Annotated in this window: 11 protein-coding genes and 1 tRNA gene; 2 read left to right on the plus strand and 10 right to left on the minus strand. The window is 43.6% G+C overall.

What is annotated here, in order from left to right:
* Window positions 1-45 precede the first annotated feature (45 nt).
* The 6 genes from pxpB to speB all read right to left on the minus strand — a co-directional run bounded on the left by pxpB (window position 46) and on the right by speB (window position 7561).
* Complete coding sequence (pxpB, locus tag HQR03_RS08725) at window positions 46-699, minus strand: 5-oxoprolinase subunit PxpB (protein WP_173239901.1); 654 nt, start codon at window positions 697-699, stop codon at window positions 46-48.
* 69 nt (window positions 700-768) lie between these two features.
* Window positions 769-2115: an acetyl-CoA carboxylase biotin carboxylase subunit gene (accC, locus tag HQR03_RS08730; protein ID WP_173239902.1), complete on the minus strand. Its 1347-nt coding sequence runs from the start codon at window positions 2113-2115 to the stop codon at window positions 769-771.
* Between the two features lie 60 nt (window positions 2116-2175).
* Window positions 2176-2685 (minus strand): acetyl-CoA carboxylase biotin carboxyl carrier protein, encoded by a 510-nt coding sequence (gene accB / locus HQR03_RS08735; protein WP_173239903.1) that lies wholly within the window; start codon window positions 2683-2685, stop codon window positions 2176-2178.
* A 388-nt stretch (window positions 2686-3073) separates the two neighbouring features.
* A complete protein-coding gene (locus tag HQR03_RS08740; protein WP_173239904.1) occupies window positions 3074-4480 on the minus strand; it encodes a YjiH family protein in 1407 nt (468 codons plus the stop codon).
* Window positions 4481-4755: 275 nt separating this feature from the next.
* A complete protein-coding gene (locus HQR03_RS08745) occupies window positions 4756-6477 on the minus strand; it encodes a 5-guanidino-2-oxopentanoate decarboxylase (RefSeq protein ID WP_173239905.1) in 1722 nt (573 codons plus the stop codon).
* A gap of 115 nt (window positions 6478-6592) precedes the next feature.
* Entirely contained in the window at window positions 6593-7561 is a 969-nt protein-coding gene (gene speB, locus HQR03_RS08750; protein WP_101212050.1) for an agmatinase, read from the minus strand.
* Window positions 7562-7774: 213 nt separating this feature from the next.
* Between speB and HQR03_RS08755 the strand changes: the two genes are divergently transcribed.
* Entirely contained in the window at window positions 7775-8692 is a 918-nt protein-coding gene (locus HQR03_RS08755) for a LysR family transcriptional regulator (protein ID WP_101212049.1), read from the plus strand.
* A 44-nt stretch (window positions 8693-8736) separates the two neighbouring features.
* Here HQR03_RS08755 and HQR03_RS08760 read toward each other — a convergent pair whose 3' ends face one another.
* The 3 genes from HQR03_RS08760 to HQR03_RS08770 form a co-directional block, all read right to left on the minus strand.
* A complete protein-coding gene (locus tag HQR03_RS08760; protein WP_173239906.1) occupies window positions 8737-10524 on the minus strand; it encodes a potassium/proton antiporter in 1788 nt (595 codons plus the stop codon).
* 410 nt (window positions 10525-10934) lie between these two features.
* Window positions 10935-11324 carry a GlpM family protein gene (locus HQR03_RS08765; protein ID WP_217271576.1) on the minus strand — a complete coding sequence of 130 codons (390 nt, stop codon included), beginning with the start codon at window positions 11322-11324 and terminating at the stop codon, window positions 10935-10937.
* A gap of 143 nt (window positions 11325-11467) precedes the next feature.
* Window positions 11468-13138 (minus strand): alpha-keto acid decarboxylase family protein, encoded by a 1671-nt coding sequence (locus HQR03_RS08770; protein ID WP_173239907.1) that lies wholly within the window; start codon window positions 13136-13138, stop codon window positions 11468-11470.
* A 258-nt stretch (window positions 13139-13396) separates the two neighbouring features.
* On the opposite strand from HQR03_RS08770, the gene HQR03_RS08775 reads away from it, so the two are divergent.
* Window positions 13397-13471: transfer RNA gene (locus HQR03_RS08775), tRNA-Gly, on the plus strand.
* 134 nt (window positions 13472-13605) lie between these two features.
* Here the strand turns inward: HQR03_RS08775 and HQR03_RS08780 are convergent.
* Entirely contained in the window at window positions 13606-13950 is a 345-nt protein-coding gene (locus tag HQR03_RS08780; RefSeq protein ID WP_217271577.1) for a hypothetical protein, read from the minus strand.
* Between the last annotated feature and the right edge of the window lie 11 nt (window positions 13951-13961).

Here is a 13961-nt window from a genome sequence, read left to right on the forward strand (position 1 = left end):
AGCCTCTATTTATTTGTATTAGCAGATACCTGATTTAAAGGTGTTTTATTCATAAATATCAATAGCGGTAAATTTCAAGGTATCGCCTGCGTTAAGCAAAGTAGGAGACGCTTTTGTTAAATCAAATAAAGGTATATCAGTTTGGCCTAACAGCTGCCAACCACCTGGGGATTCAAAAGGATAGACACCGGTTTGTTCACCACCGATGCCAACCGAACCTGCAGGCACTTTGGTTCTTGGGGTCGCATGTCTTGGAAAATATAAGGATTCAGATAAGCCGCCAAGATAAGGAAATCCGGGCTGAAAACCAATGAAGTAAACGGTATAGGTCGCCTCGGTATGTAATTTGACAACCACTTCAACAGAGAGACCCAATTCAGTGGCCAGTGTTTTTAAATCAGGGCCATATTTGCCGCCATAATGTACGGGAATTTCAATATGCTTACCGTTTATGGTTTTTGAAGGAATGTCACCAAGCAGAGCTGACAGTTTATTTTTAAACGCTTCAAGCTCGATCCATGTCAAGGAGAAGGTAAAGACACTTAGGGTATTCATGCCGATGACGACTTCTAAGACTTCTGGCATCTGCTGTATGCTGTCGGCGAGCGCCCAGCACTGTTGCTGCTTCTCTAACGTTATAGGTTTAGGAAAAAACAACGTTAGATTGGTCTCACTGCATAGCTGCCATTGTAATTCCATTACCACACGCTCCGTTATCTTTGTCTTTCATGTCGGCTTCAGATCTATTTTTAGATATTAAAACTTAACTTAGATATTCTCTTTTATCCATTCGGTCAGATAATGAATACTTACTTGACCCTGACAAAATGCTTCATCTTTAAACAGTCGCTCGTGAAGGCTGATATTGGTATCAATGCCTGTAATTTGCGCTTCTGATAATGCCGCTTGCATCTTCTCAATCGCCGCTTCCCTTGAATGATCATGCACGCATATTTTCGCTATCAAACTGTCATAAGAGGGTGGAACGGTATAGTTTGATTCGATATGGCTATCCACTCGAATACCAAGCCCTGCTGGCATATGACAGTAGTCTATACGGCCAGCGTTGGGCAAAAAGGTAACAGGGTTTTCAGCATTAATACGGCACTCAAAAGCGTGTCCAGTGATAACAATATCACTTTGTTTATGCGCTAGCTCTAACCCTGCAGCCACTCGTATTTGTTCTTGAACGATATCGACCCCAGTGACCATCTCGGTAATAGGATGCTCAACCTGAATACGAGTATTCATCTCGATAAAAAAGAACTCACCGTTTTCATATAAAAACTCAAACGTGCCCGCCCCTCTATATTTCATTTGCTGGCAGGCAGTCGCGCAAGCTTGACCTATCCGCTGTCTTTGTTCATCAGTAATCCCTGGTGCTGGCGCTTCCTCTATTACTTTTTGGTGGCGGCGCTGCATAGAGCAATCGCGCTCACCTAGATAAATAGCATTGCCGTGGGTATCAGACAGCACTTGGATTTCGATATGGCGCGGCGCTTGTAGGTACTTTTCGAGATAAACAATAGCACTACCAAAATTGGCTTTAGCCTCTGTTTGCGTCATAGAAATAGCGGATAATAAATCAGCCTCTTGTTCCACGACTCGCATACCACGGCCACCGCCACCACTCGCCGCTTTGATAATGACAGGATAGCCAACATCACTTGCAATCTTGATTATCTGATCGCTATCTGCGGGCAAAGCACCTTCGGAACCAGGTACACAAGGCACACTCGCGGCAATCATTTGCTTTTTAGCAGCGACCTTGTCTCCCATCTGTCTAATATTATCTGCGGTCGGCCCGATAAAAACGAGACCCGACTTCTCAATCAAATCCGCAAATTCTGCATTTTCGGACAAAAACCCATAGCCCGGGTGAATGGCGTCGGCGTTGGTCATTTTTGCCGCAGAGACAATCGCTCTTTGATTTAGGTAGCTGTGTGTCGCATTAGCAGGACCAATACATATCCTCTCATCGGCGAGGCGGACTGGTAGCGAGTCTCTATCCGCCTCCGAATGGGTTATGACTGACCCGATACCCAACTGTTTACAAGCTCGCACAATGCGTAAGGCAATCTCGCCACGGTTAGCAATTAAGATTTTTGAGAACATGTCGATTTTCCTAAGCTGATATTCCTAAAAAGTATAGTACGTAAGCAATGTACGCTAATCTTAGCTGGCTGGTTCAATGACAAACAAGGCCTGTCCATATTCTACGACATCACCTTCATCAACTAATGCCTCTTTAATAGTGCATGGAAACTCAGCTTTGACCTCGTGCATCATTTTCATAGCCTCGATGATACATAGCGTCTGTCCTTTGTCTACCTTATCCCCTACTTTAACAAACTCGTCAGCTGTAGGCTCTGAGCGTCGATAAAAAGTGCCTAGCATAGGTGCTGTTACTTGTTTTTGGGCGTCTTCATTTGCCTCTTTTTTATTGAGAACTGCGTCATCATTACCAACATCGTTTTGATTGCTCTCAGCGCTTATATTCGCTCGCTGTTTTGAGCCGGAAGTGCTAGCAAGATTGCGCTTGTTGTTATCACTGATACTCTCGTTGCCATCAGATCGGCATATTATAAAGATACGCGCGTCACCATCCGTTACTTCTAAGGAATTTATGTTAGAGCGTTCAGCTATCTTTATCAGCTTTTCGAGGTCAGGGAAGTTAATATTCATATTATTATCTAGTCCATTAGAGTGAAAAGAACACCATTATTTTATTTGACTATATTGCACTGCTTTATTTAATCGTAGCATATATTTTTCGTCGGATTTTAACTAAATAACCATCATCAGCTTGATATCAAACCTATTTAAAAACAGTCAATTCACTATAAAAAAATTACACTATTAAGCGTGCTTGAGTTATTACATATACATCGGCACTCAGTCACTTTTTATCTTTTTTAAATTGTATAAACTATAGCTTAACACCAGTCAAAAGTTATTATTTACAACCACTAAAAATTGGTTAAGCCTATGTAGAAGTAGAATTAATCGCGTCAAACTTAGCCAAAATCATCAGTTATATCTGATAATTTTGACTAAGTATCAATATATCTAACTAGTATAAAAGATGGGCTACTGAGGTGATAATAACTAAGCTAATTAAAGTACGGAGAATGAAGATCATAAACAGCTCTAACACATTGAGCTTGATATTTGATTTCAAAATTAACGCCCCGACCTCAGACATATAAATAATCTGGGTAATAGAGGCCGCTCCAACGATAAATCGTGTCATCTCACTTTCAATGCTTTTACCAACCAACGCTGGTAGATACATATCAGCAAAGCCCATAATCATGGCAGGCGCAGCTTCTGCCGCTTCTGGAATCTTTAACAATTCAAGCACTGGCACGAGGGGCGCGGATATCCAGTTGAATACAGGCGTGTACTCTGCTAGCCCCAGACCAATGGTGCCGATAGCGAAAATAACAGGGATTAAGCCGAAATAAATATCAAATAGATTCTTTACGCTATGCTTAAATACGCTCGCCAGACTGGGCATAGAGTGCGCACGCGTCACGGCACGATTGAGCGCCCACTGCGGCATACTATACTGCGCAGGAATCTCTTCATCTAGCATACATTTGCCAGAATGGTAAGTGTTGGCCTTTAATGACAATGGCGGGATACGTGGCATGATAATGGCCGCGACAAAACCGGTCAACGCGATGGTGAGATAAAAGAAGACAAAGTTATTGTCAACGCCAATAGTCTTGGCAACGACATACGTAAAGGCAATTGAGGTCACCGAAAAAGTCGTGGCAATAATCGCCGCTTCACGCTGGCTATAGTAGCTTTTGTCATACTCTTGCATGGTCACGAGCAAACCAATAGACGCCGCGCCAAACCAAGAAGACATCGCATCGACCGCTGAGCGTCCGGGCAGTTTAAACAGCTTGATAAATACCTTGCTCGATAGCGTCCCTAAAAATTCCATCAAGCCAAAATCGGTCAAAAACGGTAACGATAAGATGGCGAAAAAGAAGAGAGGAATCAAAATCGGAATCAAATCTTCAAAAATAACGCCGCCAGTATTACGATTAATAATAAACTCAGGGCCTACTTGTAAAAAGATCATCCAGATAAATACTGCGCCTAAAAAACGGGCGGCGAGCCATAACCATTCAACATCGAAGAGCTTCTTTAGCATCGAGTCTTGCTGCAAAGTAGGTCGTAGCAGCTTAATAGCAAGTGCACCGATAAAGGAGGTAGTAACAATCGCTAAGGCCACGTAAACCACATAGTCGCCTATCCAGCCTTGCAGCGCATCGGTCAATACCCCTAATAAAATAGTAACCTTGCCATCCCACTGGAATGGAATGATAAATAAGGCGATACCAAGGGCGGAAAATAACAGGAATTTCCACAATGCTGCTCGCCATTGTATCCCCTCTGGTGTTCTGGGATCGACAGCATTGTTTCCTAAAACTGGCTGCTGTGACTTACTAATATGACTCGTCATTTTATTCCTCCATGATAGGCGACGACCGCCAATGTTTCTTTCGCTTTTTGACCGATCCTTGGGTTGAGCGAATGAGTCGATTCAGTTTCTTATGAGTAAATTTCTGATGGTTCGGTTTTTCAATTTCTTAAATAAATAACGATACCGTATGATCGATACCATGTTTAGCAATGAGTTTTTTATCTGCCTCTTTATGTCCTTCATTCAGCACACTTTAATATAGCCAGCCTCACTATTGTTAGTGTTCTTACTATTAATGTCACTGCCTTTAACCTTTAACTAAAACAACTAAAACTCTTACCCATTTCGGTTAGAAATGCATCAGATTCATCAACTTCATAAATAATAGGTTGCTTGCCTTTAATATCTTCTTTCAATGCGTCGAGCAGTTGCTGTTTGGCTGTAATTCTACGATAACCAGCACCAAAGCCTGCGGCTAATGGCTCAAAATTCGGCGTCTTAATATTAACCCCGATCAGTGGCAACCCGCCCTCCTCCATATAACGACGAATCTCGCCATAGCCTTGGTTATTCCACAGCAGGACAATTAACGGCAGCTCAAGCTCAGCGGCGCAGATGAGCTCGGCAATCGTAAACTGAATACCACCGTCGCCAATCAAGCTAACCACCGGACTGTTTGAGCCAATCATAGCCCCAATTGCAGCAGGCAAACCATAGCCTAACGTGCCAAATCCAGTCGATGAGTTAAACCATCGACGCGTTGCCAACGCTTCAAAGCCAAGGTTGCCGCTATAGACAGGCTGGGTCGAATCACCAACAAAGATAACGTCTTCTACCTCATCCCGAATCAGCTGCAGCAGCGCATTTTGACCCGCAAAATCTGGTGTCATGTTTTCTATAAGTGACTGTTTTGCATCAGCTACTCGCGCTACTGCTTGATGATCGAGCGTTTGATTTTTTAAACGCGTGCAGAGACCACTGATAGCCACTTGCGCATCGGATAATACGGCGATATCGGCTCTAAAAGGACGCTGCAATTGCTGAGCATCGCAGTCAATGCGAATCAGCGTGCCATTGATTTTAAACTCACCATTAAAGAACACGTCATAATCAGTCTCACCCAGCTCAGTGCCAATGGCTAATACTAAATCAGCCTCGCTAATAACAGCACGGCCGGTATCTAATGACTGATTGCTACCCAAACTCAACGGATGATTAGGTGGTAGCAACCCTTTAGCATTGATGGTCAAAAAGGTTGGGGCATCGATAAGCTCTGCCAGTTTTTGTGCATCATGGTCGACGTCAACACAGCCACCACCATAAAGAATCACGGGATTCTTTGCGGCTTTCAAAGTTTCAACAATCAAATCTAATTGCGCAGGATTGGGCAGCGGTCGCATCACTTGCGGAAAGGTCAAGCCATTCGTATTATCTTGACCTTTTGCAATATGACTCAAGCTAGGAGGCTTGGCGACATGACTGGCATTGGCGGTAATCACATCAATAGGTAGCTGGATATGCACGGGGCCCGGACGCGCGCCATTAAACAAAGCAAAAGCTTCGGCGATGACTTTCGGTAATGCTTCAGGCTGCCAGATGGTTTTGCTGGTGAGCGCTACCTTACTAACCATGCCTTGTTGGTCATGCAATTCATGCAAGTGCCCTTCACCGCTACCCGTATCTTTTACCTTATTGACACTAGATATCACCAGCATTGGAATAGAGTCAGCCAAAGCTTGCGCCATAGCAGTCATGATGTTGGTCATACCGGGACCAGTGATAATAAAGCAGACGCCAACTTTGCCAGATGCACGGTAATAGCCATCAGCCATAAATCCAGCACCTTGCTCGTGACGCGGTGTCACGTGGCGAATACTGGTACTCGGTAGACCTCGATATAGCTCGACCGTATGGACACCCGGAATACCAAATACCGTCTCTACCCCATAATACTCTAGCCATTGCACGAGCAGCTCACCGCAGGTTAGAGACGGCATGGCTGGTGCTGAAGCAGGCGTTTGCATCATTTGCGTCATGAGTTAATCATCCTAAAAATTCAATATCGTATAAAAAAATCGTTAAATCTAATATAAAAACCAATATCACCCTATTAACAAAGGATAAATTTGGCGAAAAGATAACGAATGATGATTAATAGACTGCTTTGACTTTATCGTCGTAGCGGACGCCTGGCAAGATACACAGCATCTCAAACAATAAGTTCGCGGCTAATACAGAGGTATTACCAAATGGGTCGTACGGTGGTGACACTTCTACTAAATCACCTCCGACGACATCAAGGCCACGCATACCGCGAATAATTTCAATAGCTTGCGTCGAGGTTAAGCCACCGATTTCAGCCGTTCCCGTACCCGGTGCAAATGCCGGATCAATACCATCGATATCGAAACTTAAATAGACAGGACCGTCACCAAGCTTTTCACGGACTTCTGCCATCAATGGCGTCAGCGACTTATACCAACACTCTTCGGCAGGAACCACGCGAAAGCCTTGTTGGGTCGACCAATCAAATTCTTCAGCACTATATCCAGTGCCACGCAGACCAATCTGTACCACACGATTACCATCGATAAGGTTCTCTTCGACAGCACGGCGAAACGGCGTACCATGAGCGATTTTTTCGCCGAACATCTCATCATTGATATCTGCATGCGCATCAATATGTACCATACCGACAGGGCCATGTTTTTTGGCGAGTGCACGCAGAATAGGCAAAGCAATGGTATGATCGCCGCCCAATGTCAATGGGATAGCACCATGATTCACGACTTTTTCTGTATAGAACTTTTCGATGATATCGATACTTTTTAAGAGATTGAAGGTATTGATAGGTACGTCGCCGATATCAGCGACTTGTAAAGACTCAAAGGGTGCCGCGCGAGTGGCAACGTTATAAGGGCGAATCATGCGTGATTCATCGCGAATCTGGCGAGGGCCCAATCTGGCACCGCTACGGTTTGACGCCCCAATATCCATAGGTACCCCAACGAAAGCCACGTCTAATCCTGCTGCATCAGCCTGAGTTGGCAGGCGCATCATAGAAGCAAAGCCGCCAAATCTTGGCATGTCGTTGCCGCTCAATGGTTGATTGAATTTCATAATTCACATCCTTGTTTTATGTCGTCGAAATAGACAATTTGTTATATATCAATTTTTATATGATTCTGACAATACCTAAATATCGGTAGGCAGACCATGGTAAAATTCAGAAGTAAACTTCTATTTTTTCGTAGTAAGTTAGATTTAATCGTTATTATTAGAAGTTTTATAAAAGTTTTGGTCAAGACAATAGATACGGGAACATAACTTTCGATGTTAGATGAATTGATAAAAATAGACATCAAAACCTTGCGTAGCTTTATGGCAATCGTGGAGTGTCAAGGCGTGACCGCCGCTCAGTCGCGCTTAAATGTGACGCCCTCTGTCATTAGTGGACATTTAACCCATTTAGAAGATCGCTTGGGTATGACGCTTTGTCATCGTGGCCGCGCGGGTTTTAAGCTGACAGAAGATGGCGCTGCGGTTTACGAGGCTTGCTTGAGTTTTACCGAAGCGGTGGCCAGCTTTCAGCATCAACTGCATTATATTCGGCAATTGGACTCGGTGCGTGGCGGTCATATCCGACTGTGTCTCATTGATCAGATGCCGACGTCTTTTTATGATGCCTTGCGCCAGTGCTTGGCCTCTAGTTACCATGACAATCCACTCATTCATTTTTCTATCGATGTGCAAAGCCCTGAAAGCATGCTGGAGAAGCTGCTGAGTAACGAGAGTGATATTGGCGTGGGTTATTTTGGTAGTTTTCCACCATTACTCACTTTTCAGCCAGCATTTATTGAAAGGCAGGTCGTCTGCTGCGGACGCGAGCATAAACTGTTTTATGAGTCAGAAGGCTTAAGCTTTGAGGACTTGGAACAAAACCATCCATGGATAAAACGAGGGTATATTACCGATATGAGCATCAATCATGTCCGCCCCAAGACGTTAAGCGCTACCACTTATCATATGGAGGCAACCGCGCAGCTGATTTTGGCAGGTCATCATGTTGGCTATTTGCCTAATGATTTAGCCAAACGTTATGAAGAGATGGGGCTGATGAAAATACTACTGCCCAATGAGGCCAGTTATGAGGTCAAGCATCATTGGGCTTACCGAGAAAACCTGCACAAACAAGTCGCCGACTTTTTAAGTCAAATGATGCGTCTTTTATTAGAAAACGCACCGAATTGATTTAGAAAAAACACCGAAGTGATAAAAATCTCCTATAAACCAGTTTACGCTGCTGGTTGCTCCTGACGCTTTAGACCAATGGTTCTGAGCTTGCCTTGATCATCGACTTCTTTGATGACTAATGACCATTCGTCATTGATGGCAACGGTATCTCCTGATACTGGCGTCATAGCTAAGCTGGCTTTGACATATTCAGCAACCGTCTGCGACCACATGCTTTTTTCGTCGTCTTTAGGTTTGGACTTAAGTTTATCGACCAAAGATTCGGGGGTCATGACACCAGTCAAGAATGGCAAGTCGCCAAGCTTGACGCTAGGTGATAGTAGCCAATCGCCATAAAAGTCATCGATGGCTTTTCGGTCTAATGTTGTATCATTGAATATCTTAGCAATCTGGCTGGCGTGATCACCGCGCATAGCATACCAGACACTGTCTCCAAATTTGAGCTTGGTATTATCATCGACAATCACAATCTGCTGCCCACGTACCAAAGCAAAAATACTAATCTCATCAGGATTGACGCGATTAGAGATACCCCTCGGATGGCGGCCAATGGCAAACGCCCCTGACTTCACTTGAAACTGATATAACGTAATACTCGCCTTGTCCGACACCCAAACCTCATGTTTTTCTTCTGGGTCTTTATTATTCGGAATACGTACTTTGAATAAATCTGCCATAAAGGGAATGGTTGTACCTTGCAAAATCAAAGATAAAACCACCACGCCAAAAGCAATATCAAACAGCATAAAGGCGTTGTCTATCCCTGCCATGACAGGCAATATCGCAAGAGTAATAGGCACAGCGCCACGCAAGCCCACCCAAGAAATAAAGCCAATCTCTCTGTCTTTAAACTTAAAAGGCTTCACGCTGGTATAGACCGCGATGGGACGGGCAATCAAAATCATAAAGGCGGCAATGGCGACCGAGTAATACCAAACATTGAGGACGTTCGATGGCGTGACTAATAAACCTAAAACGACAAACAGCACTGCTTGTGATAACCACGCAAAGCTATCCATCACCCGCATGACGTGTTCGGTTGAGCGCACTTTATGGTTACCTATCAGCACACCAGTAAGATAAACGGCTAAAAATCCACTACCACCGATTAAATTGGTCGCTGCAAACACTGCCAAGCCAGCCGACAGTATCAAGATGGCATACATACCCTCTGCCAGATGTACCTTGGGCAATAGTCTTGCCAATAAATAGCCAAACAGCAAACCCATACCAAGGCCAAAGCTAAGCTGTTGTAATAGCAAGCCTAAAAAGCCAAATACTGTCTGTCCGGCAGGGTCAACATTTAAAGCAATCAACCCCGTCACCAATAAAATAGCTAACGGGTCGTTGGCACCGGATTCTAGCTCCAACGTCGCTTGGACGCGGTCGTTAAGCTTGACACCGCCATTACGCAGCAGTGAGAATACCGCTGCTGCATCGGTTGAACCAACGATCGCTGCCATTAACAGACCAAAGCGCCAGTCAACATCAAGCAGCCACGTGACAAACACACCCAGTATCATGACAGTCGCCAGTACGCCCCACGTGGCAAGCGTGATGGCTGGTTTTAAGCCGACTCGGAAAGATTTAAAAGAGGTGCGTAGACCGCCATCCAACAAAATACAGGCCAACGCCGCCTGCCCGACAAAGTTGGCAAGACCATATTGAGAAAACTCAATACCCAATAGCCCCTCTTCGCCAGCCAGCATGCCAACCACTAAAAACAACAATAACAAAGGAACGCCCAAACGCGCCGACAACGTACTTGCCATAATGCTGGCAAAAATTAACAACGCCCCTACGAGATACAGGATATTTAAGGTATCCATCTTTTTTAAGCCCTATTTTTATAAATGATAACCAGTTGCGCTATTGCGCTAATATTGATCTTACTGTGCTGCGGGGGAAATTACAGATATAGTCGGTTCAATATCATTTAGATATAGTCAGTCCCAAATAAAATGACTACAAATATTTTAATGCGCTACTGGTATAAACTTTCCTTGCTTGCTGTGCCCTCGCAGTTTCGATGCTACGAAAAATTCATCCCAGTAACACTGTGTTTATTTTATATAAGACTGACTATAGGATCATAAAACCGTTCTCAAGAATAACACTTCCTACCAACCTTAAAGAACCGATCGTCAAAGAAATTTTATTAAAAAAACGTACCAATCTTTCTATTTAAACTTATAAAGCGTTCTTTGAATTGAGACTTATAACCTTGTTCTGCAGCTTATTAAGCCTGAATGTATTGCCAAGCAAGCACTAAAATAGTCGCTGCCACTGTCCAAGCGACGACGCCTAGTAGCAATGCCTTATACAAGCTGACATAACTGATGCTAAAAAACACCACAAAAGTATAAATAAGATGCGGGATGACACCAAGCATACTAAATATCAATGCCACTCTTAGATCCGCGGCACTACGCTCAGTACCAACGATGAAATGACTGATCAGGGTAAATGTAGGGAATAGCGGTGCCAATGCCGCCAGATAGAAGAATTTGGTCTGCGCAAATAATTGAATGAGCAAAACCATCAAAGCGCCAATAAGTATTTTTAGCCAAATCACGACGGGGTCATCTCCTATGGAATGATAAGGGCTGGAAATAACCCAATCTACCATGATACTAAAGTCTGCAAACCGACATAAGAGCAATAACTGATTAATTAATCTATAGGATAAAAAAGTGCAAGAAGCCCCATTTAGCAACATTGCTAGATGGGGCTTCTTGCACTTTTTTATGAAGCGAGTTTTTTATTAATTACTCAATCATTTTTTGGCTTCAGCGCGGCACTGATGTCGGCCAGTAGTGGCGGGATATCATGCTTACCAGCGATGACTTCCAACATAACCAGCTTGTCTTTGGCGGCAGCTGCTTGCTTGAGAGCTGCTTTTAACTCACCCGCTGTCTCTGCTTTTAGTAGCAGACTACTATCATCAGTAGCACCAAACGCTTTTGGCATCAGCTGCCAGTCACATTTAGGGATGTCGTTATAATACTGATTTTCACCATGAATCGCCCGCTCAACGGTATAGCCGTCATTATTAATCAGTACAATCACAGGATTGACCCGCTCTTGAATCATGACCGCAATCTCTTGAATGGTTAATAATGCCGAGCCATCACCAATCAGCAAAATACTACGCTTATGCGGCGATGCAATGGCCGCGCCTAAACTCGCCGGCAAAGTATAACCGATAGAACCCCACATAGGCTGTCCATAAGACGTCACGCCTTCTGGCAGACGCACATCACTGATACCAAAATAGGCAGTACCTTGTTCAGAAAACACCAAGTTTTTATCATCAAGCGCATCAGCGATGATATGCCATAAGTCATCTTGACGGATAGCCTCATCATCCTTGCCATGTTGCTCATGCGGCTTTACCTCTTCACAGAACTGCTTTGGCACAATGTTAATATCTGAAGTCATCACCTCATGCAATGTTTTTAGAGCATCTTTTAGGGCAATGGGTGCAAAGTTTCTGCCTGCGATACTTGCACGCTCATAATGCAGGTCAACCACCACATTTTCATCAATATTTTGGCTAAAACCCGCTGTCGTAGTATCCGTATACTGCACGCCAATCTTAATCAAACATTCACAGTTTTCGACCATATCCTTAACGACGGGACGCGATGCCACGCCTGCATAAGTCCCTGCCCAACGATCACTGTTTTCGTCAAGCAAAGTTTTGCCCCACGATAGCGTCGTATAAGGAATATTGGTATCGGCAAGCAACGCTTTTAACTGCTTTTGCAGCCCTAAACGATGCACCATCAAGTCTGCCATAAGCGTGGTGGTTTTGTTTGGCAGAAATTCTATTAGCGCTTGCTTAAAATCATCTAGCGCCGCTTGACTGGTGATATCTTCTTCACTATCGACAAGTTTGGTCGTCGGCGGATAAATGGGCGTTTTTGCAACATCTGGTGATAACAGTAAATAACCGGGACGATGCTTTTTAAGAATCAGACGAATAACCCGATCAATCTCAGAAGCAGCATTTTCAGGTGTAATGTGCGCGCGCGCCACAGTCACCGGCTCGACCATTTTAATAAAATGGTTAAATACCCCGTCACCCAAAGTATGGTGAATCCGGCGTTTGGAATCTTGCAATGCTGTGCTTGGTGCGCCGACCACATGCAATACCGGTGCATACTCTGCAAACGAGCCTGCCGTTGCATTAATCGCTGACAGCTCACCGACGCCAAAAGTCGTTACCATAGCGGCAAAACCACGCTCACGTGCATAGCCGTCAGCTGCGTAGCCTGCATTCAACTCATTGGTGTTACCCACCCAGCGCAATTTATCAGAAGCGATAACATTGTCTAAAAATGTTAAATTAAAATCACCGGGCACACCAAATATTTCAGTGGCACCCGCTTCAGCGATTCGATCAAACAAATAATCAGCGATGGTATATTGTTGACTCATTTCTTATCCTTTGACTTATCATTCTAAGTATTGTTGGTTTTTAATTTGATTATGACTAACTATAAAGTACATCCCAGCTTATTTATTTAATGCAAAGCTTTTGGAATGCATATTATAAGAAACTGTTATAACATACATTTATGGCCAGATAACATACCTGTCTTACTAACTTTTACTTTTTTCGTCATAGGTGTTGACACTCTTAAAAAACTGCGTATAATACGCCTTCATCAACTAACGACAGTTAATTGATAATCAGCGGGAATAGCTCAGTGGTAGAGCATAACCTTGCCAAGGTTGGGGTCGAGAGTTCGAATCTCTTTTCCCGCTCCAAATTAGCTTGAATAAAGCGCAAAAGCCTCACATCTCTTAATGGGAGATGTGAGGCTTTTTTTTGTCCATTTTTCGGGGGTTGTAGAGAAATTCTCGAGGTATCTTTTTGAATATAGTTAAGTTTATCTACTCAGTCAAAAAGCTCGTTTTCGGTGCGGTGCCCGTGAATAAGCTACTTTGGCTTCGCCATCCACTGTTTCATAAGTATCATGAAAGGTTTTTTTGTAACTTATCCAAGCTTGCTTCAAAGAAGGGTTGCCTTCAAACTTTACGTCTAATGAGTCTTTATCAAGATTAGAGTTGTCATTAAGCTTGTCTAATTCATCAGCTAGTTGTGATATTTTATTGTTTAGTTCCTTAGCAGGACTTAAATAGTTTAAGAAAAACCGCAAACTGATATAAGCAATAAAGATGAAAATTATTGCAGGAAAAACATAATAGCCTTGCGAAAACTGCGCTACTTTTAACCAATTTATCAATATCACCTATC

It is taken from the genome of Psychrobacter okhotskensis, from assembly GCF_013248965.1.
Classification (GTDB): Bacteria; Pseudomonadota; Gammaproteobacteria; order Pseudomonadales; family Moraxellaceae; genus Psychrobacter; species Psychrobacter okhotskensis.

Bases quoted from the DNA above. Each gene is read 5' to 3' on its own strand.
- pxpB (WP_173239901.1), bottom strand. From the start codon at position 699: ATGGAATTACAATGGCAGCTATGCAGTGAGACCAATCTAACGTTGTTT.
- HQR03_RS08755 (WP_101212049.1), top strand. From the start codon at position 7,775: ATGTTAGATGAATTGATAAAAATAGACATCAAAACCTTGCGTAGCTTT.
- accB (WP_173239903.1), bottom strand. From the start codon at position 2,685: ATGAATATTAACTTCCCTGACCTCGAAAAGCTGATAAAGATAGCTGAA.
- speB (WP_101212050.1), bottom strand. From the start codon at position 7,561: ATGAAATTCAATCAACCATTGAGCGGCAACGACATGCCAAGATTTGGC.
- HQR03_RS08745 (WP_173239905.1), bottom strand. From the start codon at position 6,477: ATGACGCAAATGATGCAAACGCCTGCTTCAGCACCAGCCATGCCGTCT.
- accC (WP_173239902.1), bottom strand. From the start codon at position 2,115: ATGTTCTCAAAAATCTTAATTGCTAACCGTGGCGAGATTGCCTTACGC.
- HQR03_RS08770 (WP_173239907.1), bottom strand. From the start codon at position 13,138: ATGAGTCAACAATATACCATCGCTGATTATTTGTTTGATCGAATCGCT.
- HQR03_RS08740 (WP_173239904.1), bottom strand. From the start codon at position 4,480: ATGACGAGTCATATTAGTAAGTCACAGCAGCCAGTTTTAGGAAACAAT.
- HQR03_RS08760 (WP_173239906.1), bottom strand. From the start codon at position 10,524: ATGGATACCTTAAATATCCTGTATCTCGTAGGGGCGTTGTTAATTTTT.
- HQR03_RS08765 (WP_217271576.1), bottom strand. From the start codon at position 11,324: ATGGTAGATTGGGTTATTTCCAGCCCTTATCATTCCATAGGAGATGAC.